The sequence below is a fragment of the Sorangium sp. So ce145 genome (assembly GCF_051525985.1).
GTDB lineage: Bacteria > Myxococcota_A > Polyangia > Polyangiales > Polyangiaceae > Sorangium > Sorangium cellulosum_B.
In genome coordinates this window covers 12,738,156-12,760,340 of record NZ_CP150315.1, presented here as the reverse complement: position 1 = coordinate 12,760,340, position 22,185 = coordinate 12,738,156, and the positions used below count along the sequence as shown (strand labels likewise).

The following is a 22,185-nucleotide window of genomic DNA, read 5'->3' as shown; positions in this document are numbered from 1 at the left end:
CCGCGGCGAGCTCGGCCACACGGCCGGCGACTGCCGAGCTGTCATGTTTCTGCGGCATGAGGTCGCGCCGCTCGGCGGCTCTGGCTGGCCGGCGAGGCGGTCAACCACGAGGGAGGATCGATGCGATGGTGCTGCCCTCGACGGGGAGCATGACGCAGGGATCTCAGCGGCTGGCGCGGCGCTTCCAGCGGCGTCGCGCCCCGCCGGCGGCCGCGCCGCCCAGGGTCAAGGCGAGGGCGCTCGCCCCTGCTCCTCCGCGCTCGAGAGCGCGACCTCGCCGAGCACGCCGTGGTTCGCCGCGCCGAACAGGTTGTCCGGATCGACGGCCTGCTTCACCTGCTGCATGAAGGCGCGCGCGCCGTCCGAGTAGATGTCCTTCACGAAATCCTGCCGGATCTTGCCGATCCCGTGGTGGTGAGACAGCGACCCTCCGGCGGCGAGGATCTCCTCTCGCGCGGCGTGCTCCATCTCGGCGTAATGGCGCACGGGGTCGTCGACGCCCTTCGCGTAGAAGCCGAGATAGAAATAGATACAGACGCCCGTGGGGTAGACCTGGGTGATACGCCCCGTGAAGAACGGCTTGCCAGGCAGGCGCCGCTGCTCGTGCTCGCGCAGGATGCGCTGGCGCACCCGGTCGTAGAGCTCGAGCGCCCGGCTCCACGGGACGCTCGTCTCGAAGCTCTCCGCGATCGCCCAGTGCTCGAACGTGAGATCGCGGATGTACGCGATGCCGAAGGTGAGCTGATAGCCACGCTCGCCGTTCGCCGCGCCCGCCTTCATCCCGCCGTGCTGCGCCGCGATGCGGTAGAGCGTCTTCTCCTGGAAGTCGACTTCCTCTTTCGTCCCCTCGAACACGAGGGTGGCGACGGCGAGCTGGTGCGGATCGAAGCCCTTGATCCGGGTCACCACGAGCTTCTCCGCCTGGCTCTTCACCCGGGCGAGCAGCCCGGACTTCTTCGGCTTGAGCGCCTGACCGAAATGGAACTGCGTGTTGTCCATGACGCGCACGCTCGCGGGCAGCGCGCCGGCGGCCTGCAGGTCGTAGAGGAACGCGAGCCCGCGCGCGAGGTCGGGGAAGATGACGCTGCCGTAGCGCTGGACCTCGGGCAGGGGGAACAGCTTGACGACAGCGCTGGTGACGATTCCATAGTTGCCCTCGCTGCCGAACATGCAGTTCTTCGGGTTGGCGCCGACGCTCTCGCGCGGGGCCACGTGCGGCCGCTCGACCACGCCGCGCGCGGTCACGACCTGCATGTCGAGGACGAGATCCTCGATGTTGCCATACCGGTTCTTCTTCATCCCGCTCGCGTTCGTCGCGATCCACCCCCCGAGGGTCGAGAACTCGAGGCTGTCGGGCTCGTGCCCCATGGTGAGCCCGTGCTTCTCGAGCTCCGCGACGATGTGCCGCCCGGTCGCGCCCGCTTCGATGCAGGCCATGCGGTTCACGGGATCGAGCCAGAGGATCCTGTTCATGCGCCGCATGTCGACCGCGATCACGGTCCGCTCCTCGTGGATCGACAGGCGCAGGGCGTCCGTGACGTTGGTGCCGCCGCCGAACGGGACGAGGCACGCGCCGTGTTGCTTGGCGACCTCGGTGAGGCGCACGACGTCGTCGTGCGACGCGGGGAACACCACGAGATCCGGGACGCGCTCGAGGCGCTCGTAGCGGATCGCCCAGATCTCGGCGCCGGTGTGGCCGTGGCCGCGGCGGAGGCGCACGAGCGGATCCTGCGAGATCTGATCGTCCGAAAGGAAGCCGCGGAGCGCGGCGAGCAGCTCGCTCGCGACCTTGGCGTCGGGGATCCGGGGCGGGTAGTGCGGCTCGTTGCGGTTCTCGTAGGAGAGCGGCGCGGCGAGCGTGGCCGACATCCACGGGAGCAGCGACGGCAGCTCGACGTTGCTGATGCTGTACCGCGTGCCGGTCAGCACGACGCTGCCGCTCGGCTTGACGACGAACCGGGTGTCGGCAAAGCCCCAGCCGTCCTTGCGCTCCTCGTCGCGCGCCTCGTCGCGCGGCGCGGGGCCCGGCACGATGCGCGTGCTCGACGGCGTCGCGCCGCGCGAAGAGAGCAGCGTCGAGCCCGAGGGAGTCTCACGTCTTCGATTCACCATGGAGATAAGGCCTTCCAAGCAACCCGCGCACGAGCGCGCGTCCAATCCCGAGTAGATCGCGCTGGAGCGGGCCGGACGTCCGTCGAGAGAGCGCGGCCGCCGATCGACGCCGCGGCTCTTCTGGGCCTGCTCAACGCGCGGCGATGGTGGCACGAACGTCGGCGGGCGTACCACCGGATACTTGGGCGCGGCCGCGGGCCCGTGGATAATGCGCGCCGAGACGCCGCTCGAGATGCGCCCTGCCCCTTTCTTCCTCGCGATGTGCGCAGCGGCCGCGCAGATCGGCTGCGAGCGGCCCGCCAACGTGGGCTCCGGGCTCGCGCCTCCGCCCGCCGTCGTGCCGGCCGCGCCCCGCGACGTCGCGGAAGCGACCCGGGAAGCCCGCGCCGCGCCGGCCGCCACCGCCGCGCCGGCCGCCACCGCCGCGCCGGCCGCCACCGCCGCGCCGGCTGACGCCACCGCCGCGCCGGCCGCCACCGTCGCGTCGACCGCCGCGCCGGCCGCCACCGCCGCGCCGGCTGACGCCACCGCCGCGCCGGCTGACACGATCACGCTCCTCGCCGGCGGCGACGTCTGCCTCGGCAAGGCGCTCGGCCAGGAGCTGCTCCGCGATCCGGCGTACGATCCGTTCGCCTCCGTCGCGGCGCTGTTCGCGTCCGCCGACGTGCGCTTCGTCAACCTCGAGAACCAGCTCAGCGACCAGGGCGGAGAGACCCAGCACCCGCGCCAGCCGCTCGTGTTCACGGGCCCGCCGGCCGGCGCGGACGCGCTCGCGCGCGCCGGCATCGGCGTCGTGTCGCTCGCGAACAACCACATGTGGGACTACGGCAAGGGCGCGTTCCTCGAGACGCTCGGCCACCTCGAGCGCGCGGGCGTCGCCTACGTGGGCGCCGGCCGGACGCGGCTCGAGGCGTACGCGCCGGCCATCATCGAGCGCCGCGGCTTCCGCGTGGCGCTGCTCGCCGTGACCGGCATCTGGAACCAGGGCTCGCTCTGGCAGCACCCGGCGCGGGAGTTCGTCGCGGGCGCGGAGCGGGACGGGCTCGCCGCCGCGGTGCGCGCCGCGCGCAAGCAGCCCGGCGTGGACGCGGTCGTCGTGAGCTACCACGGCGGCACCGAGTACCTGGACACCCCGCTGCCCCAGGCGCGCGCGCTCGCCGGCGCCGCCATCGACGCGGGCGCCGACGCCTTCCTCGGCCACCACCCGCACGTGCTCCAGGGCATCGAGCTCCGCCGCGGCCGGCCCATCTTCTACAGCCTCGGCAACTTCATCATGAAGGTGAAGAGGACCGGCCCCGCGGCCGAGCTCGCGATGATCGCGCGCCTGCGCCTGCGGCGAGGCGCGCCGCCCCTCGCCGAGATCTGCCCGGTGCGCAGCGAGGGCCTCGGGACCGTCCCGCTCGCGGCCGACCCGCGGCGGGCGGAGACCGAGGCGGCCTTCGCCGAGCGGATGCGCCGCGTCTCGGCGTTCGTCAAGGGCGAGCCGGCGATCGGCCCCTTCGCCGCCGACGGCTGCGCGCCGCTCGAGCCCGCCGCGGACGCGGCCCCCGCCTCGCCGCCGAGGGTCGCCGGCCCGATCCGCTGAACGCGGCCTGCTCATCGTGGGCAGACAGGCCGCCCGCGCTTTTGCTCCCGGCCCGCCAGCACCCACCCGAGATGGCGCTCATCGCGTGTCACTCCGTCCGCCCAACGATTGTAGAGCGCCGCGGCGTCCAGCGCCCGTCGGCTCCTGCGCCCTGTTGGGTTGCATGGGGGTAGAACAAACCCCTCACTCCGTGAGCTTCAGCACCACGTTGCCCGTCTTCTGCCCGGACGCGACGTAGGCATAGGCCTCCTGGACCGCATCGAGGGTAACGGTACGGTCGATGACGGGCCGGAAATGGCGCTCGGCGACGAGCCGGCCCAGCACCTCCAGGAACGCCTTCCGATCGACGGGTATCGGGAACACGACCCGCTGTCCGCCGAGCACGGGCGTGGCGAGCGCCAGGAATGGATTCTGCCAGCCAGGTCCGGGTTCCGAGGAAACATACACGCCCCTGGGCGTCAACAAGCGCTTGCAGGCGCCGAACGTGCTCTTTCCGACCGCGTCGAATACGTGGTCATAGACCTCGTCGTCCCGGGTAAAGTCCGATTGCTCGTAGTTGATGACCCTGCTGGCCCCGAGCGACCTCAACAGCTCCAGGTTCCTGGTGTTCCCCACCGCGGTCACGGTGGCGCCCAGGTGGACGCAGATCTGCAGAAGCGCGGATCCGATCGCCCCGGTAGCCCCGTTGATCAGCACCCGCCGATCCTTCTCGAGGCCCGCTCGCTGGGTGATGCTGTAAGCATACCAGGCGCCCTCGATGCAGGCTGCAGCCTCCTCGAAGCTCAGGCCGGCGGGCATGCGCGCGACCGAGTCCTCTGCGGAAACGACGAGGTACTCCGCATGAGACCCGACCCCCAGATCGTTCATTCCCCAGACCTCGTCGCCGACCGCAAAGCTGCGTACGCGCGAGCCGAGCGCTTCCACCCGTCCCGCGAAGTCGGTGCCGAGCGCCTTGTTCCTGGGCCTGCGAAGGCCAGTCATGAACCGCATGATGAACGGGGAGGCCGCGAGCAACGCACAGTCGGTGCGGCTCACCGTGGCTGCGTGGACCCGCACCAGGATCTCGTCATCGGCCGGCGTGGGCACTGCCACGTCTTCGAGCCGGATGACTTCCGCTGAACCGTACCTTTCCCGTCGGGCGGCTCTCATGGTCCAGTCATACCGGCGCTGCCGGAGCGTGTCCATTCCGCTCGTACCCGTTGAGAATCAAGCTGGTTGATGCTTCCTCTTGATGCTTCCTCGCTCGGGCTGGCGGATGATCATCGCGACGGTGAGCGGGCCCCGGTCACGGGCGTGGTGGTCGGCTCATCGCGTCCTGAGCGTGCGGGGGTGCTGGGACGCGTCAAGGGTGCCCTCGCAGGGCTCGGCGGCTGCGCCGCCCTTGACGCACCCTGCGTGCCCCGGCGGCCACGTCGCGCGGGCGATGGGCGGACGGAGCCTCCTGCGGAGGCTCCGGGCACCGGATGGGGGCGATGGCCATCGTGCGCGTGAGCGAGCCATCATCCTGCGTGAGCGAGAAGCGGCCCCCACCCATCATCTAACGGGAGCGTGAACACCTTGGCGCCGCGCGCAGACGCCGTCGAGGCCGTCCGAAAGGGCGCCCGCGAAGCGGGTCGGAGCGAAGCGGAGCGCCTCGATGGCGTCGAGCACGGCGCCATCGAGGCATTCGACGGGCGCTCGCGCCGTACACCCACGAAACGCTCAGGAGCGCCACATCATCTTTGGATCAGGGCGTCGCGTTCCAGACGCGACCAGCTGCAGTTCCATTGCTACCGGGGTTGAACACCTCGACGGCCAGGACCTGATAGGTGGGATCGTCGCTCGCATCCAGGTTGTTCATGTTCGGGACGATCCAGCCGTTGTCGGCCCATGCCTTCACGTGATCGGCGAAGATGATCTTGTGGTCCTGCCCGAGGGCCTGCGGCTGAGCAGGCTTGCTCCAGTACTGGTAGAACGTGGAGCGACCATTGATGGAGGGCTGCTGGTTCCGCGTCGAGCGGTACGTGGAATACTGAACCCCATCGCTCGTGAAGGTCTTGCCAGCGGTGGCGCCCTGGCTGGGGTCATAACTCCATCGTTGCAGGATGTAATACTCCACCAGGTGCGCCGCGTTCGAGGTGGGCATGGTCTTGTCGTACCCCCAGCCGTACAAGGCGATATAGCTCGCGCCGCTGTCGTTATTGAGGCGGTAGCCGATCACCCTCTTCTCATCTCCGTAATGCCACCCTGGACCACCGACATAGTTATAGCCACCGCCCTGCCAGGTCACGCTGAACTCGCCGTTCGGGTCCACGGTCAACGATGTCGAGCCGCCATCCTTCCAGTGGGTGAAGAAGAAATCACCGACGTGACCCGTCGCGTGATTCGAATTGATCACAGTCTTCTCCGTGTACCTCTGAGTGTAGGCCGAGTACTTGGAGAAATCGGGGAGGGGCGTGACCGTTGTTGTATCCAGCTCTCCATCATTGGAGAAAATAGCGAACCCCGCGATGGTGGGGTTATCCACACCCTTGATCAGCTCGATCGTGACGCTGCCGTCATTCACCGCGATATCCGCGAAGGTCTCCGTGTGGCCCACGTCATGACCAACTTCGGCATAAATATCCAGATCACTGACAACGGTGTTGCCTTCGATCGCAACGTCAAAGCTGCGCGAACCAGCGCTGTTCTTATCAATCTCCGCAAAATGCAACTTCACGGTATAGTTGCCATTGGCGGTAACCGGGATTTCATACTTGAATGAGCCATACCGCTCTGTTTGATAGAGCTGCCCACCAACTACAGCGTCTTGCGTGCTGTTGGTCGTACCACCGCTAGAGTATTTGTCCGCCTGGTACTCCACGCCGTCAACCGTTGCGCTCGAATTACTACCGGAGTTGATGGCGACCACCAATGCGAGATCGCCACCAGACGAGCTGGAGCTGCTCGAAGACGAGCTGGAGGTGCTCGAAGATGAGCTGGAGCTGGAGCTGGAGGAGGAAGAGCTAGAGCTGGAGGTGCTCGAAGACGAGCTAGAGCTGGAGCTGGAGGAGGAAGAGCTGCTAGAAGACGATGAGCTGCTCGAGGGCCCTGTGGCATCGTCATCACCGCCACAGGCTGCCAGCGCGACTGACGCGAACGCCAGTATGAACCAACGAGAGAACTGATTCTGCTTTGAATTTTTCATAGGTGTTTCCAATGTTTCCCGAAGATGCACACGAAGCGACTCGCCTGTCAGGGACTCTCTGTCGCGCATCGAGACCAGGGGAGACAACGACATTCGCAGTTGATCACACAGGATCACGCAGTACCATTCGCAGAGTCCGAAACCTTGCCCGGACACCCATGCTCTCTCTGGAAGATCATGTGGTCCTTCGACTAGATTTATACGCCAGGGAGCGACCGCGACACAACGCCATTTTGTGCGGTTTCATTGCTCGTGTTTCTCACCCAACGTTGGCACAGAGGGGGCGGAAAATGCCAACAGGATTGAGACGGGCCGGACGAGAATCCTATGAGTGGATCGCGCAGAGAGACGCGTTCCGGCTCCAGCCAACGGTCGTGCGACTGAGCAGGTCGAGGACGACGTACAGGCCGTAGAAGACCCCAGGCAGCGGCCCGCGCAGCGCGGTGATGTCCCACGTCCAGATCGGGTTGGGGGCCGTGGCGGTGAGCGTCGGCCTGGCGTGCTTTATCGGCGCACGCTGGGCGCGCCGCTCGCCGCTCTCGCCGGAGGCGGCCAGCCGCCGGTACATCGCGCGGATGGAGGCGAGGTGGACGCCGCGCGACAGCCGCGTCGCGCAGACCTCCGGCGGGGGCTGGTCGACCTCAGGCCCCCCCGCGCCGCGCGCCGTCCACCTCGTCGACCGCCTCGAGCGCGCTCTCGATCTCGCGGACGAGCTCGTCCGCCGCCTGCTGCTCCCTGCCGGCGCGCGCCTCCACGGCCGACGCGTCGAGGCGCAGCTCCACCCGCCGCAGCACCTCCGCGACCCGCTTGCCCTCCGTCGAGGCGGCGTCCACACGCCGCCGCTTCAGCGCGCCCAGCGCGGCCTCCACGGCCGGCACGAGCGGCGCGGCCACGACCGGGTCAGCGGCCCTCAGCTTGGCCCGGGTGCGCTTCGCAAGATCGAGCAGGCGGCCGAACGGCGATCGGGCGCGCCGGCGCTGCACGACCCACCCGATCGACGCGAGCACGGAGGCGCCGAGCAGCACGGCCGCGCCCTGCACGTAAGGAACGGCCGCGGGCGCGACGGGCGGGAGCACGGCGTCCGGCACCTCGACCGTGATGCCCCCGTGAAGGCAGCTGCCCAGCTCCTGCGCCGTCTGGAGCCGCGAGCGCGCGAGCGGCAGGAGCCGGAGCGGGAGGCACGGGGCTTCCACGCCCGCGAGCGCGCACGCGGGGGCCGGATCCCCGGTCGCGATGGCGTGGACCTCGTGGGTCGCGGGGTCGCGGCTCGTCATGTGAAAGCCGCCCTGCTCGAGGTCGACGAGCCCGCCGCTGTCGACCGACGCGCCGCCCGGCGCGCCCGCGGGCCAGGTCGTCGTCGCCGCGTCGATGACCGAGGCGTCGGTCGAGCAGACCAGCTTGCCGCGGAGGACGATCTCGCCGCCCGGCGCGACGTCGACGTGCTGCGCCGCCACATCGCGCCGGAGTGTGAATGTCTGGGTCATGTCCGCCCCTCGGCCCCGCCGGTGGATCGCCGCTGCGCCATCGTGCCCCGAGCCCCGCCCTCAGTGAAGGTGTGTCCGCGAGGCCGTCTCGAGCAGCATCGCCAGCACGAGCGGATCCCCCAGGCCGCCCGCGGCCCCCGCGTGGCCGCGGAGGCGCGCGAGGCGGGCCGCGTCCTTCAGGAAGAGCGGCTCCCCGAGCGCCTCGGCCGCGGCATGCAGGATCCCCTCCCGCTCGGAGAGCAGCGCGGCGGCGCGGGCGCGATCGCCGAGCGCGATCTGGCGGGCGGCCTCGGCCAGCGTCTCGCCGGCGGCGAAGCCCTGGATCGTGCGGGCGACCGACGGGTCGACGCTCGCCGCGCTGTCCGCGTCGCCGGTCGCGTACGCGACCCGGAGCGGCGCCTCGTCCACGACGTTCTTCTTGGCGACGCGGTCCTTGTACTTGAGCTCGATCGCCGCGATGGCCCGCGTGTCGGCGCCCGCCGGGAGGCCCAGCTTGAAGAGCATCGCGTGGCTGTCGTCGCGCGAGAACGCCGGGATGAAGAACCGCATCCCGCCCTCGGCGTCGTCCTGCCGGTCCCGCTCGATGCCGTCGCGCTTCGCGGACTGCGCGTCCGCCGCGACCTCGATCGTCCGCACGCGCGCCGCCTCCACGTCGTTCAGCCGGCGCGACCCGTAGACCTGGAGCAGCTTCACGTCCGGCTTCAGCCGCACCCGCAGCTCGACCGCGGTCGCGACCGGATCGAGCCGCCTGTCGAGCTCCGTCGCGAGGGCCGGGGCGATCTGATCCGGATCGCGCAGGTAGTAGTACCCGCCCGCGCCGTCGCTCGCGATGGCGCTCATCAGCGCGCCGTCGTAGTCGGCGCCGAGCCCGAACGTGCTCGTCTGGACGCCGCCCTGGAAGGCGTCCAGCGCGAGCCGCGAGAGCCGCTCCGAGCTCGTGATCCCGGCGTTCGCGCGCCCGTCGGAGAGCAGCAGCACGACCTTCACCGCGCCCTCGGGGATGCCCGGCCGGGCGGCCTGCGCGTAGCCGAGCGCGAGGCCCTGGCCGATGTTGGTGCCGCCGCCCTCGCGGATGCCGTCGATCGTGGCCTTGATCGCCGCCCGCCGCGGCCCGACGGGCCCATCGTCGATCCTGACGTCGGCGCCGCTCGAGAAGGTGACGAGGGAGAAGTCGTCGTTCGCGTCGAGCCTGTCGACGAGCGCCCGGGCCGCGTCGCGCGCCCGCGCCATGGGCTCGCCCTGCATGGATCCGCTCACGTCGAGCACGAGGTGCACCGACAGGTGCGGCCGCGCCGCGGGCGCCTGCGCCGTCGAGCGGAGCGCGACGCGCACGTGCACCGGGCCGCCGCCGGGCGGGACCCGCGTGCGCTCGAGGTCCGTGCGCAGGGCGAGCGCCGAGCCCTTCGGGACGTCGATCGACGGGGCGTAGCGGGCGCCGACGTCGCTGACGAGCTCGCGCCCGTCGGGAGGGACGATGCCGCGCGCGACCGCGGACTCGAACGCGGCGAGGTGGCCGCCGCCGGGGCGGTACGTGGTGGCGAAGCGGCCGTTCGGGTCGAGGCCCGCGGCCTCGGGCGCCGCGGCGCGGGCCGCGCCCTCGCCCGGCGCCGCGGTGGCCGCCGGGGCGGGGGCCAAAAGGCCGCCGGCGCCCGCGCGCCCCTTCCCGCCCGCCATGTCGCGCGTGGGGGCGGCGAGCTCACGCGCCGCCTTCAGGGGCTCGGCGGCCTCCGCCAGGGTCTCGCGCTTCGCCTCGGCGGCGTTCCCCAGCGGCATCGAGGCCGGGGACGCCTCCGGAGGCGCCGACGCCTCGGAGGCTTTCTGGGCATTGCACGCGATCCCCGCCCCCGAGAGCCCCAGCACGAGCGCGCCGCCGAGGAGCGCTCGCTTCACCCACACGATTCCGAGTTCGTTCATGGTCTTTCCCCTCCCGCGGACAGAGCGGGTGCTCGGTCTGACGGGTGAGCGCCGCATCTGTTCTGTCGCTCCGCTCCGGAGCGACCGCGCCGGCCGCCGCCGGGCGCTCCAGCCGGAGAGACAGCGGCGATCGTAGATTGTTCGGCAGGGGTCGCCCGTGCGCCGGAGTCCGACCTCCGCGTCGGCCGCCGCCCGGCCGCCGCCGCCCGGCCGCCGCCCGCAGGTGCGACAAGGCCGGGGGCGCCCGGCGTCACACCTGCGCGAGGGCGGCTGCCGGTCGGGCCCGCCTCCTCGTCTCAGCGGATGTTGACCCTGAGCCTCGTCGGGCGGCCGTCGCGCTCGACGACGACGGAAAGGCTCTTGTCGGAGCGCATGCGCGAGTAGGCCAGCATGGCCTTCTGTGGGTCCGTCAGGTCGATGCCGTTGATCGATTTCACGATATCGCCGCTCTGCACCCCGAACGACTCGAGCACCGAGCCTGGCTTGACCATCATCTTCAGCCCGATCACCTTGTTGTCCCGCATCTCCGGTATCGCCGCCGAGGTCTGCGTCACGAGCTCGGGCTGCGCGAAGATCTTCTCGGCCGCCGAGCGGTCGATGTCGATCTCCGTGTCGCTCACCCGCTGCATCCGCGAGGCGATCTCGGGCGGGACATCGCTCCTGCTGCTCGGGCGGTACGTCGCGCGGGACGGAGCCGGCGCTGCCGCCTGCGGCTCGGGCTCCTTCTTGCCGCCCTCTCCGCCCTTCTTGCCGAGCTGCATCTGGCAGCGCGCGCCCCCCGAGGTCGAGGTCATCCACACCCGATCCCAGGCGATGTCCTCGACCTTGCGGCCGCCGATCTCTCCGCCTCGCCGCCCGAGCGCCGTGTGTCCGCCGTCGCTCTCGACGGCGGCGAACGACCATTCGGGGTCCTCGGACATGGCGATCAGCACGACGCGGCCCGTATCGCAGGGTGGAGCGAGGTAGGGGTCGAGCTGCGAGAGATCCGCCGGGGCGGCGGGCGCGGCGCTCGGCGGGGGTACGAGCGGCCCTGTCGTCGAGTCGAACGGATTGCGCTCCAGGATCGGCGCCGCGCTCGGCGGGGGATCCTCCTCGGAGAGCGGCGCCTCGACAGGATCTGTGACGAGGGGGGCGGAGGCCTCGCCGTCCCGCGTGATCTGGTGAGCGATGAGCTGAGATACCCCGGAGGCCTGAAAATACGCGGAGACCGCGACCATTCCTCCCAGGATGAATGCGAATCGGCGCTTGACGAACGCGTCCGGGTTCATGAGTAACGCTCCTCCTGGCCGGAGCGCGCCGGGGCTCGCTGCGCGAGTGTCCCTTGCCGCCGCGGCGTTCGCGGCAGTGCGCGCCCTCGCCACCGGCGAGACCGCGCCTCAGGGCGAGCACCGAGCGTGCCTGCGCGAGAGCGAGCGCGACGCGCGTCCCCATGGAGCACGGACTGCCGCTCTGACTGGACCGCTCAGCGCCGGTCGCGGCTCGTCCGATACGGACGCGGAGCGCGCCCCGCGAGCGTCACGCGCGTCGCCCGGTGGAACAACCGGAAGATCCGTCGATCAGGGGAGATCTGGCGGCCAACGGGGACGGCGCGGCGAGCGAGCTCGCGCGCTCGCCCTGGGAAACGGGGCCGTGAAGGGCGCGCTCGGGGACCGAGGAGCGCCTTCGCGCGGCTCAGCGGAGCGCGTACTCCAGGCCCCAGATGTCCACGGAGCTCCGCTGTGGGTAGTACACGGTGAGCTCGTCCGAGGTCTCGAGTCGGGCCGCGTCGATCAGAGGATCGGAGAAGAACCGGCCCGAGTCGGCGGCGTCGAGGAGCGTCCAGGTCGCGTAACCGTCGCTCGGGGAGGCGCCGGCGATGCGGAGATCGGGGAGGATCGCATAGACGTTCTCGGTGGAGGAGATCGCGAGCTTGCCCCGGAAGTTCTGGACCACCTTCAAGCCGATGCCGTGGCGCGCCCAGGTCCCGTCGGTGTCGCGGAGATAATGGAAGAACTCGCTGCGCGTCCGGGCGCTGGTGAAGTTCGAATTGTCGGTCTCGGCGTCGGGGAGGTGCGAGAGCAGCACATGGACGCGGCCGCTCGCGTCGACCGTCATGTGTTCCTGGTTGATGAGCCCTCGGTTCTGGCCGATGGGCCACACGGACAGGCCCTCCGTGCGCAGCGAGACGAAGGAGGCGCCGGTCGTCGCGACCGTCGCGCCTGCGTTGTTCTTCCAGGTGCGCCCGTGATCGTCGCTGTAGACGTACAGGAGATCGTGGTTGGTCGTCGCGTCGGGCGTGTCCCGCCAGCACCACGCCGCGTGCAGGCGCGAGCCGCCGCGCGTGTACGACAGGCCGTGCAGGTAGGCGTTCATGCTGGCGTCGGTGCCCTCGATGTACTCGCCGAGCGCGGTCCAGGCGTGCGTCGTGGCGTCGTACTCCCACAGGTGCTCGTCGCCGCTGCCGCTCTCGCCGATCCGGGCGCTCAGGAGCATCCTGTCCCCGCCGGGCTCGGTGACGAACCGCGGGTACGTCACGAGGGACACGCGGGTCGATCCGACGAGCGCGCTCGAGACGGCGCCGAAGCTCGAGGCGGCCCAGGCCGCGCCTTCCGGGTCCGTCAGGAGACCCGTGACCGAGCGGCGGTAGTGCAGGTTGCTGCCGTGGTGATCGAACGCGAGGTGCAGCGTGCCGTCGCCTGGCGCGATCCCGAGAGAGATCGTGTTGTGGGCGTCGTCGGCGCTCAGCCGATAATCCTTGAAGTCGAACTTCTCCCAGGCGCCAGCCGCTCCGCCGGCGCTCACCGGCAGCCGCCGCCGCGCGAGGACGACGTTGCGGTTGGTGTTCCAGAAGGCGGTGTACTGGAAGCCGCCGAACGACACGATCCCGTCCTGCTGGAACGACTCGCCGTTCAGGTAGCCGCCGTAGGACACCACGGTGAGCCCCGACTCCGCGAGCTTTCCCTCGCCGAGCTTGACGATCCCCGGCGCGACGGGCTCCGCCCCTCCGCCGCCGGTCGTCGTGCTGCTGACGGTCGTGCTGCCGACCGTCGCGCCGCTGGTCGTCGTGCCGCCCCCCGCGCCGGTGGCCTCGGAGGTCGTCGCGACCGCGCCGCCGCCGCCCGGGTCCGCGCCGCCTGAGCCTGACGAGGTCGACGACGCGGGCGTCGAGGGGCGCTCGCCATCGCCGCAGCTCGTCAGCCAGACGACCGGCGCAAGGACGGGCAGGATGGAGAAGATACGTCGGAGGGTCATGCGTTTGCGCGAGGATACTCGCCGTGCCGCGGCGGTACCAAGCGAGGCAAGCGGTGATCGTTGAAGGATTCGCGGCAGATAGCTCTCCAGCAATCGCATTGCGCTGTCATCGCCCGCCGACCAGAGCGGTCCGAAGGGGGCGCTCCCCAGGGAGACCTGGCAGCTCGGCGTGGTGTTCGAGCCGGTGAGGGGGAAGTGAGCGGTCGTTCGGCGTAGATCATGGCTGGAGCTGGCGGTCGACCTCCGGGAAGCTCGATCCTACGAGAGCGATCCGATCGACCGGTTCCCCGGGAAGCCCGTCAGGACGCCGGCACGAGCGCCGCTCACATGAAAAATTCCATCGTTTCGATCCCTTGGTCGCCACGCTCTTCGGCGCAGCGCTCCGCGCTGGTCGTCGCCGAGCCGCCCCTCCGCGGCGCAGCGATGCGCTCCCTCCGGCGATCCACGGCAGCCGCGGCGCTGCTCGCGAGCGCGCTCGCGCCGTGCCTCGCCGCCGCCGCGCCCGACACGCCGCTGCCCCATGCAAAGCCGCCTGCGGAGCCGTCCGGCGATGCGCCGCCGGCGAAGCCGTCCGGCGATGCGCCGCCCGCGGCGCCGCCCCCCGATGCGCCGCCGGCGGCGCCGCCCCCCGATGCGCCGCCGGCGGCGCCGCCTCCCGATGCGCCGCCGGCGGCGCTCGTCCCACCAGCGCCGCTCACGCCGCTCAGCGCCGACTACCCAGCTGGGGCGCATGGTGACGCGACGGTCCGCCTCGTCCTCACGGTCAACGCGGACGGGACCGTCCGCTCCGCGGTCGCCGAGGATGGCGTGGAGCCGTTCGCATCGGCCGCCGTGGCCGCCGCAACGTCGTTCCGCTTTGCGCCGGCCACCAGGAGCGGCGCGCCGGTCGCCGCCAGGATCCGCGTCGAGGTCCGCTTCACCGAAGCCGCGTCGCCCGCGCCGCCCGACGCCTCCGCAGCCGCGCCGCCCGGCGCCTCCGCGCCCGCGCCGGAGCGCCCGGCCACGGCAGCCGGGCCGGCGCCGAGCGCGCCGCGTGCGATCGAGGTCACCGTGCGCGGCGAGCAGCCGGCGCCCGGCGTCTCCAGCTTGAGCCGCGGCGAGGTCAGGATCATCCCCGGCGCGTTCGGCGACCCCTTCCGCGCCCTCGAGGTGCTCCCCGGGGTGACCCCCATCGTCTCGGGGCTGCCGTTCTTCTACGTTCGCGGCTCACCGCCGGGCAACGTCGGCTATTTCCTCGACGGCATCCGCGTCCCCTACCTCTATCACCTCGGGCTCGGGCCCTCCGTGGTCCATCCCGGCATCGTCGATCGCGTCGACCTCTACCCTGGCGGCTACCCCGCGCGTCACGGTCGGTACGCCGGCGGCATCGTCGCGGGCGAGACGACGCCGCCGCTCCCGTACTGGCACGGTGAGGGCATGCTGCGGCTCGTCGACGTGGGCGGGCTCGTCGAGGGCCCCTTCGCCGGAAACCGAGGGGCCGCGCTCCTGGGCGGCCGCTACTCGTACACGGCGTTGCTCCTCTCGCTCGCCGCCCCCGAGGTCGCGCTCGATTACTGGGATTACCAGGCCCGGCTGTCCTACGAGGTCGCCCCGGAAGGCCGGGTGAGCCTCTTCGCGTTCGGCGCCCACGACTTCCTCGCGAGCGAGGAAGACGGCGAGGAGACGACCCTCTTCGACACGACATTTCACCGGCTCGATCTCCGGTACGACCAGGCCTATGGCCAGGGCAGCGCGCTGCGCGGCGCGCTGACGCTCGGCCACGACGAGACGGGGATCGAGGACGGCCAGAAAGCGCTGACGCGGAGCCTCGGCGCGCGCCTCTCGCTCGCTCACCGGCTGCGCGACGAGACGATGATCCGCGCCGGCATCGACGCCGTGGTCGACGACAACGAGCTCGATCTCGGGATCGGCGCCGACGCCCCTCCGGGCGGCGTCGCGCCGGACGATGACGACGACTCCCCCGCCGACGATTTCCTCTTTGGCCGCAGCCGCGTCGACCTCACGGTGGGCGGCTACATCGAGTCCGACATCGCGATCACCCCGCGCCTGCGCATCACCCCCGGGCTCCGGCTCGATCTCTACCACTCGGACGGCACGGTCGCGCTCGCCGTCGATCCGCGGCTCTCGGCGCGGCTCTCGCTCGGGCGCGGGGTGACGTTCGTGCAGGCGCACGGCGTCGCCTCCCAGCTGCCGAGCTTCGTCGTCCCGATCCCCGGCGTCCGCCCGCGCCTCCAGGACGGCCTCCAGCGGAGCTTCCAGTCGAGCGCCGGCGTCGAGCTCGCGCTGCCGGAGGACATCACGGCCACGGTCTCGGTGTTCCACAACGCGTTCTTCAACATGACCGACGCGCTCGGCGCGCTGGGCCTCGAGTCGGCCGAGGACGCCTTCACGCTCCGCGCGCTCGGCGCCGCGACCGGCGTGGAGCTGTCGGCCCACCGGCGGCTCACGCGGCGCGTCGGCGGGTTCGCGTCGTACACGCTGTCGCGCTCCACGCGCAGCATCGGCCGAAGCCGGCAAGTGAGCTCGTTCGACAGGACCCACGTGGCGAACGTCGCGCTGACCTACGACCTCGGTCGCGGATACAGGGCTGGCGGGCGCGTCGTGTTCTACTCCGGGCTCCCCCAGAGGATCGACGGCGCGACGCTCCCGCCGATCAGCGGCGTCCCCGGAGGCTCCGGATCTCTCGCCGGCGGAGCGGCGCGGTGGGAGCGGCTGCCGCCGTTCTTCCGCCTGGATGTCCGCCTGGAGAAGCGCTGGTCGATCGGGAAGTCGGGCTGGCTGGCGGTCGTCCTCGACGTGCTCAACACCACGTTATCGAAGGAGACCTTGCCGGGGAGGTGCGATGCGTTCTCGTCGTGCAAGCCGACGACGTTCGGGCCTGTCACCGTCCCGAACTTCGGCCTGGAGGGCGGGTTCTGACGCCCGGGAGGCGCGGCGCCCCAGGCCGGCGGCGGCCCGCGCCCGCTCCGGCGGGAGGAGAGGAGGCCTCAGGTTACCACTTCAAGGCTTCGATCATCTTCTCACCATAACGCGTGCCCATGAGGACGACGGACGCATGATCGAAGTGGTACTGATCCATGACCTTGGTCCCCTCCTGGGAGATCCAGTATCCATCAGGCAGCATGTCGGCCGCCTGGTGCACGAGGTTGTTATGCACGCTGCAACATCCGCCCGCAGGCAGCTCCCCGAGGATGAAGGGAACGTCGTAGTCGACACCCCAGGCTGCCTTCATCTCGTTATAGAGCTGAACGACCTTGCCGGGCCATGAGCTCTGGCCGGTGTCGGTCTCACCCTGGTGGAAGATGATGCCCGCGAAGCGCGCATTCTCGGCCGTCTTCGCCTTGGCGATCTTGTTCAAGATCGTCTGGTGATGTGAGCCACCTGAGATGAACGTGTTGATCGACTCACCGCTCTCAGCAGTACCGATCAACCCGATCGTATCCCCCTCACGCAGCTTTCCGAGCAGGGTCTTGCCGAACCAGATGCCTGGGTCGACCGACGTCGACAGGTTAATTCGCGATTCACCAGGGCAATCGCTGAGCGGCGGATTGGCCAAGTTCCACTGTCCGGCCGGCTGGTTGCACCCGCCGAGGACCTTGAGCCGCTGGTCGGAGTTCTGGTCACTGGCCTGCTTGGCCGCGACGCCAGCCATGTTCGACTGGCCCATGAGCATGAAGATGTGAAACGTCGGACGTGAGTTCGGCGCGCCGCCGGTGCCTGCCCCGCTGCTGTCCGATCCGGTCCCCGCGGTCGTGCTGCTCGTGGCGCCGCCCCCGGTCCCCGCGGTCGTGCTGCTCGCGGCGTCGCCCCCGGTCCCCGCGGTCGTGCTGCTCGCGGCGCCGCCTCCGGTCCCCGCGGTCGTGCTGCTCGCGGCGCCGCCTCCGGTCCCCGGACCGGTCCCTCCGGTGTTGTCGGTATCACCGGTCGCGCCGGGCGAAGAGGACTCGCCACAACCCGACGCAGCGAGCATGGCGAGCAATGGGAGGAGCAGGAATCTGGCAGTGCCTCGGAGTGTGCGGTTCATCTGGGTCATGGTCATTACCTCGTCGCGCCCGGTCGCGATCAGAACACAAGAGCGGAATTGGGGGGGCCGGCCGTGCGATGCCGACAGGACGAACGTCGCCCGCAAAGCGCTCAGCGCCGAGGCCTACCCTATCGCATCTTGGGTGCCTGGCATCCAGGATTCGGCCCGGGATGGCGCGCGGAGAAGACCGCTGTCGATGGATTCTTTCATCATCGGCGGAGTTCGTCCTTCGGTGCGCCTCGAGCGCCGACCCGTCCTTTGGAAGCGAAGCGGTTTCACGGTCCGGGACCGCGGAAATTTGAAACGGACGCGCCGCGTCCCAGGTTGGGTCCCGCGGCGCGCCGCCGCGCGGACGCCGCCGACCGAGCCGCTTCGCTTCAGCCACCCGCCTGGTTTGCGAGCAGGACCAAGGTGAGGCCGATGGCCGACGGGACGGTCTGCACGAACAGGATGGATCGCTTTGCCGTCGCGGCGCCGTAGACACCGGCGACGGCCACGCAGAGGAGGAAGAAGGTCTGGATTTGCCATGCAAAGGCCCTGTTCGGATGGATGACGCCCCAGAGCAGGCCCGCGGCGAGGAATCCGTTGTAGAGCCCCTGGTTGGCCGCCAGCGGCGCGGTGATCGCGGCGACCTCGGGGGTTGTACCGAACGCTTTGTACGCTCGTTCCGAGCGCCACAAGAACATCTCCAGGATGAGGATGTAGATGTGAAGGACTCCGATCAACGTGACGACGATCCGAGAAGCGATCTGCATGCGGCACACCTTACCACGCGTGCCGCGGCGCCACCGGATGCCCCCGAAACGTGCTTCAAGCGCGGCGCCCCTCCCCCGCCTCACGCGTCGTAGAGCAGCACCTCGACCTCGGCGCCCTCGCCGATCACCGCTTCCTCGGCCTGCACGATGACCACGCCGTCCGCGCGCGTCGTCGACGACAGGATGGACGCGCCGCTCGTCGCGATCGGAAACACCCGATCTCCCTCGACACGCACCCTCACGTAATCGACGCGCCCGGGCTGAGAGACGATCTCGCTCGCCACCACGCACCGCCGCCGCCGGTGCGGCCACGCGCGCGGCAGGCCGCCGAGGGCGCGGATCGACGGGCCGGCGAAGAACTCGTAGGCGCAGAGGCACGACACCGGGTTGCCCGGCAGCAGGAACACCGCCCGCCCCCCGGGCAAGAAGCCGAACCCGGCGGGCTTCGCGGGGCGCATCGCGACGCCGTGGACCACCACCTCACCCAGCTCCGCGAGCACGAGCGGCGCATGGTCCTCCGAGCCGACCGACGACCCGCCGGAGACAAGCACCACGTCCCCGCCCGCGGCCTCGAGGGCGCTGCGCACCGCCTCGCGCCGGTCGGGGACGTACGCGACGGCGACGTCCTCCGCGCCGTCACGGCGCGCGAGCGCCGAGAGCACCAGGCTGTTCGTGTCGACGATGCACGCACCGCTCGGCGCGCTCCCCGGCGGCAAGAGCTCGTCGCCCGTGATCAGGATCCGCACCGACGGCCTGCGCACCACGCGCACCTCGGCGACCCCGGTCGAGGCGAGCACGCCGACGTCCTGCGGGCGCAGCCGGCGCCCCGCCGGCACGACCTCCGCGCCCTCCAGCACGTCCTCGCCGATCGCCGCGACGTGCTTGCCGGACGGCACCGGCTCGCGCGCCCGCACGACCGCCGCCCCGTCGCGGCCCGCGCCCTCCTCCGCGCGCTCCGCCATGAGCACCGCGTCCGCCCCCTCCGGCACCGGCGCGCCGGTCGTGATGCGCACGGCCTCGCCCCGGCGGATCGCGCCCGCGTGCGGGCGCCCGGGGAACGACGCGCCCACGAGCGCGAGCTCCACCGGCGCGAGCGCAGCCGCGCCGGCGGTCGCCTCGCCGAGCAGCGCGTAACCGTCCATCGCCGCGCGGACGAAGTGCGGCACGCTGATCCGCGCGCGCACGGGCTCCACCGCCACCCGCCCGACCGCCTCGGCGATCGGGACCAGCTCGTCGGCGAGCCGCTGGATCCGCCGCTCCAGGACCTCGAGCGCGCGCTCGACCGCCGTGTGCTCGCGAAAACCCCGCATCCGGACGTCGCGCATCGGCTCTCCGTGGAACGACGGCCGCTCAGACCGCCGCGGAGGCCTCGAGCGCGCCCCGGTACACCTCGTCCACATCGAGCAGGGCGTCGATCGACGCGAGCCGCGCGCGCTCGCCGGGCCCGGCCTCGTAGAGCGTCCACGTGCCGTCCTCGTTGCGCCGGAAGACCTCGATCCTCCGGTGCGCCTGGGAGACCAGGACGTACTCCCTCAGCGAGGGGATCCGGCGGTAGTGCGCGAATTTCTCTCCCCGATCGTAGGCCTCCGAGGAGTCCGACAGCACCTCGACCAGCACCAGCGGGTTGACCACGGCGTCCTTGTCCTCGGGATCGCGCGCGATCGGGCCGCAGACGACGCTCACGTCGGGGTAGGTGGCGAGGCCCGTGGCGCGCACGCGCACGCGGAGGTCGGACGAGAACACCTCGCAGGGGCGCCGGCCGAGCTGCGCGCCGAGCGCCACCGTCACCCGCGCCGCGAGCCGCGCGTGCTCCGGCGTGCCGCCGGCCATGTCGAAGATCTCGCCGCCGAGGAACTCGTGCTTCGTCGGGCTCGCCCGCTCCTGCTCGAGGTACTCGGCGTAGGTGAAGGAGAGCCGGCGGGCGGGCGCGTTCACGTCATGACCTCGTCCGGGAGTATGCCACGGGAACCGCCCCCCGGTGCGCCCCCCCTCCCGGAGCGCCGCCGCGCGGCCTACCGCCCGCCGCGCCCGCCGCCCTTCCGCGGCCGGCTCGCGCGGCGGAGGGGCGCGATCAGCGCAAACATCCCGAGCGCCATCACCGACAGCTTCGGCCCGCGCTTCTTCCGGGCGCTCGACTTCCGCTCGCCCGCCATCGAGCAGTCCTCCGACTCGGCGGAGTCGTCGGTATCCCCGCTGCAGCCGTCGTCCTCCTCCGCGTAGTACTCGTCCTCGGACTCGCTCGTGTCCCCGCTGCAGCCGTCGTCCTCCTCCGCGTAGTACTCGTCCTCGGACTCGCTCGTGTCCCCGCTGCAGCCGTCGTCCTCCGCGTAGTACTCGTCCTCGGGCGCCGGCTCGCTCGTGTCCCCGCTGCAGCCGTCGTCCTCCGCGTAGTACTCGTCGTCCTCGACGTCCTGCGGATCGGTGTCATCCACGACGACCGTATCGGCGGTGCCGGAGCAGCCGCAGCCCACGTCGGCGGCCGGCTCGTCGTAGGTGTCGTCATCGTCCGGCGGCGGGTTCCCGGCGCCGGACGAGCCGCTGGCCGGGCCAAATCCGCCGCTGCCCGGCCCGCCGCCCAGGCCGTCGGGCCCGCCCACGCCCGACGAGCCGCCCGCGCCGGCCTCGCCGGAGCACTCGTCCACGAGGACACGCCCGGCCCTCACGACCGGCGAGATCGCGGAGCCCTCCCCGAAGGTCAGCGGCCAGTCCGCGCCGGGCTGCCCGGCCGCGAGCCGGAGCGAGACGCGGGTCAGCCACACGGACGACGGCGCGAGCCCGGAGAGCCCCACCGCGAGGTCGTCGGCGGCCGGACCGCAGCGCAGGAGGTCGGGATCGGTCTCGTCCCTCCGGGGCGACTCCGCGCAGTCCAGCGCGCCGTCGACCACGCCGTGCGCGGCGCGCGGGCAGCTCGCGGCGACCTTGAGGCTCGACTCCAGCGCGGCCGCGGCGACCGCGGCGCACGTGCCCGGCGCATCGCCGATGTCGCCGTACGCGCTCGCGCGCGCAAAATAGGCCTCGATCACGCTGTCCACGCTGTCGCTGCCGAGGGAGATGCGGCGGCTCAGCGCCTCGTGGCCCGCGCCCTCGACGAGCCACCCGTGGAGCCCCGCCTCGCCGAGGGCCCCGGCGCGGAGCTCCGCATAATCGCTGCGCTGCGCGCTCGCGTCCCAGCTCAGCGAGGCCGGCGGGAGCGTCACCGGCGCCGCGCCCGAGAGCGCGCCCCGGCCGTCGCCGAGCAGCCACGCCGTCACCTGCACGTCGCCTGCGCCCGCCCCGGCCAGCGACAGCGGCAAGATCGGCTCGCCGCCGCCCGTGGCGATGCGCAGCGTCCTCGTGACCGCCGCGCCGCCGGGAGCGTCGAAGCGGGCCGCCACGAACCGCATCCCTCGCAGACCCCCGAGCTGCGCGGCCGCCTCGGAGGACAGCGCGAGACCGGCCGACGCCGCCCAGCGCGCGACGGCGTCGGCGTCCTCGAGCACCGTCACCTCGACCGGCTCGAGCGTGGCCTCGTGGGCGAGCCGCCCGACCGTCTCGAAGGGGCTCGGCGCGCCCGCCTCCCCCGGGCAGTACGGGTCGACGCCCTGGGGCGGGAGCACCCGGGGCGCCGTCGCCGCCTCGAGCGCCTCGAACCACGCGTCCGAGCTCGTGTCGAGCGCGGCGAGCGGCGGCACCGGAACGACGAGGGCCACCGGCCCGCTCGCGCCCTGGAACCGCAGGCTCGTCCAGAGCGTCGTGCGCTCCGGCCCGGCCGCGACGGCGACGCGCTGCTCGACCGACGCCTGTCCGGCGCCGGGCAGCCACGCCCCCGTGGCGAGGGCGTCGCCGGAGAGCGAGAGAAGGACCGATGAAGAAAGAGCGACCGCAAGCGACCGTCGGGGCATGCGAGGCCGATTGGCAAGCAGCATGCCCCGCAG

16 protein-coding genes are annotated in these 22,185 nt (G+C 71.4%); 3 read left to right on the top strand and 13 right to left on the bottom strand.

Translation table 11 applies throughout. The features are described 5' to 3' along the window. Positions 1-225: 225 nt before the first annotated feature. Positions 226-2,112 carry an FAD-binding oxidoreductase gene (locus tag WMF34_RS47565; protein WP_437991978.1) on the bottom strand — a complete coding sequence of 629 codons (1,887 nt, stop codon included), beginning with the start codon at positions 2,110-2,112 and terminating at the stop codon, positions 226-228. Between the two features lie 232 nt (positions 2,113-2,344). On the opposite strand from WMF34_RS47565, the gene WMF34_RS47560 reads away from it, so the two are divergent. After that, positions 2,345-3,697, top strand: coding sequence for a CapA family protein (locus WMF34_RS47560; RefSeq protein WP_437991977.1), 1,353 nt, complete (start codon positions 2,345-2,347; stop codon positions 3,695-3,697). Between the two features lie 183 nt (positions 3,698-3,880). On the opposite strand, the gene WMF34_RS47555 is transcribed toward WMF34_RS47560, so the two are convergent. Both WMF34_RS47555 and WMF34_RS47550 read right to left on the bottom strand, forming a co-directional pair. Further along, positions 3,881-4,846, bottom strand: a complete 966-nt coding sequence (locus WMF34_RS47555; protein ID WP_437994716.1) for an NAD(P)-dependent alcohol dehydrogenase — start codon at positions 4,844-4,846, stop codon at positions 3,881-3,883. Positions 4,847-5,423: 577 nt separating this feature from the next. Further along, on the bottom strand, positions 5,424-6,587 hold the full coding sequence (locus tag WMF34_RS47550) for a glycoside hydrolase family 11 protein (protein ID WP_437991976.1): 1,164 nt from the start codon (positions 6,585-6,587) through the stop codon (positions 5,424-5,426). Between WMF34_RS47550 and WMF34_RS47545 the strand changes: the two genes are divergently transcribed. Next, the gene (locus tag WMF34_RS47545; protein ID WP_044967532.1) at positions 6,577-6,843 is read left to right on the top strand and encodes a hypothetical protein; all 267 of its coding nucleotides are present in this window, start codon (positions 6,577-6,579) and stop codon (positions 6,841-6,843) included. The genes WMF34_RS47550 and WMF34_RS47545 overlap by 11 nt on opposite strands. A 345-nt stretch (positions 6,844-7,188) precedes the next feature. Here WMF34_RS47545 and WMF34_RS47540 read toward each other — a convergent pair whose 3' ends face one another. From WMF34_RS47540 to WMF34_RS47520, 5 genes are all read right to left on the bottom strand, one after another. Beyond that, on the bottom strand, positions 7,189-7,431 hold the full coding sequence (locus WMF34_RS47540; protein ID WP_437991975.1) for a hypothetical protein: 243 nt from the start codon (positions 7,429-7,431) through the stop codon (positions 7,189-7,191). A 73-nt stretch (positions 7,432-7,504) separates the two neighbouring features. Beyond that, positions 7,505-8,347: a hypothetical protein gene (locus tag WMF34_RS47535; protein WP_437991974.1), complete on the bottom strand. Its 843-nt coding sequence runs from the start codon at positions 8,345-8,347 to the stop codon at positions 7,505-7,507. Between the two features lie 60 nt (positions 8,348-8,407). After that, on the bottom strand, positions 8,408-10,261 hold the full coding sequence (locus tag WMF34_RS47530; protein WP_437991973.1) for a vWA domain-containing protein: 1,854 nt from the start codon (positions 10,259-10,261) through the stop codon (positions 8,408-8,410). A gap of 296 nt (positions 10,262-10,557) precedes the next feature. Then, entirely contained in the window at positions 10,558-11,529 is a 972-nt protein-coding gene (gene gspC, locus WMF34_RS47525) for a type II secretion system protein GspC (protein ID WP_437991972.1), read from the bottom strand. A gap of 403 nt (positions 11,530-11,932) precedes the next feature. Continuing rightward, complete coding sequence (locus WMF34_RS47520; protein WP_437991971.1) at positions 11,933-13,492, bottom strand: BNR repeat-containing protein; 1,560 nt, start codon at positions 13,490-13,492, stop codon at positions 11,933-11,935. A 423-nt stretch (positions 13,493-13,915) separates the two neighbouring features. Here WMF34_RS47520 and WMF34_RS47515 point away from each other — a divergent pair, with 423 nt between their 5' ends. Then, positions 13,916-16,411: a TonB-dependent receptor domain-containing protein gene (locus WMF34_RS47515; protein ID WP_437991970.1), complete on the top strand. Its 2,496-nt coding sequence runs from the start codon at positions 13,916-13,918 to the stop codon at positions 16,409-16,411. Positions 16,412-16,484: 73 nt separating this feature from the next. Here WMF34_RS47515 and WMF34_RS47510 read toward each other — a convergent pair whose 3' ends face one another. The 5 genes from WMF34_RS47510 to WMF34_RS47490 form a co-directional block, all read right to left on the bottom strand. After that, entirely contained in the window at positions 16,485-17,525 is a 1,041-nt protein-coding gene (locus WMF34_RS47510) for a sialate O-acetylesterase (protein WP_012241919.1), read from the bottom strand. Positions 17,526-17,893: 368 nt separating this feature from the next. Further along, positions 17,894-18,271, bottom strand: a complete 378-nt coding sequence (locus WMF34_RS47505; protein ID WP_437991969.1) for a DUF1304 domain-containing protein — start codon at positions 18,269-18,271, stop codon at positions 17,894-17,896. An 80-nt stretch (positions 18,272-18,351) separates the two neighbouring features. Continuing rightward, entirely contained in the window at positions 18,352-19,596 is a 1,245-nt protein-coding gene (locus WMF34_RS47500; protein ID WP_437991968.1) for a molybdopterin molybdotransferase MoeA, read from the bottom strand. 25 nt (positions 19,597-19,621) lie between these two features. After that, positions 19,622-20,206, bottom strand: a complete 585-nt coding sequence (locus WMF34_RS47495) for a Uma2 family endonuclease (RefSeq protein ID WP_012241916.1) — start codon at positions 20,204-20,206, stop codon at positions 19,622-19,624. Between the two features lie 77 nt (positions 20,207-20,283). After that, complete coding sequence (locus WMF34_RS47490) at positions 20,284-22,152, bottom strand: DUF2330 domain-containing protein (RefSeq protein WP_044967527.1); 1,869 nt, start codon at positions 22,150-22,152, stop codon at positions 20,284-20,286. Between the last annotated feature and the right edge of the window lie 33 nt (positions 22,153-22,185).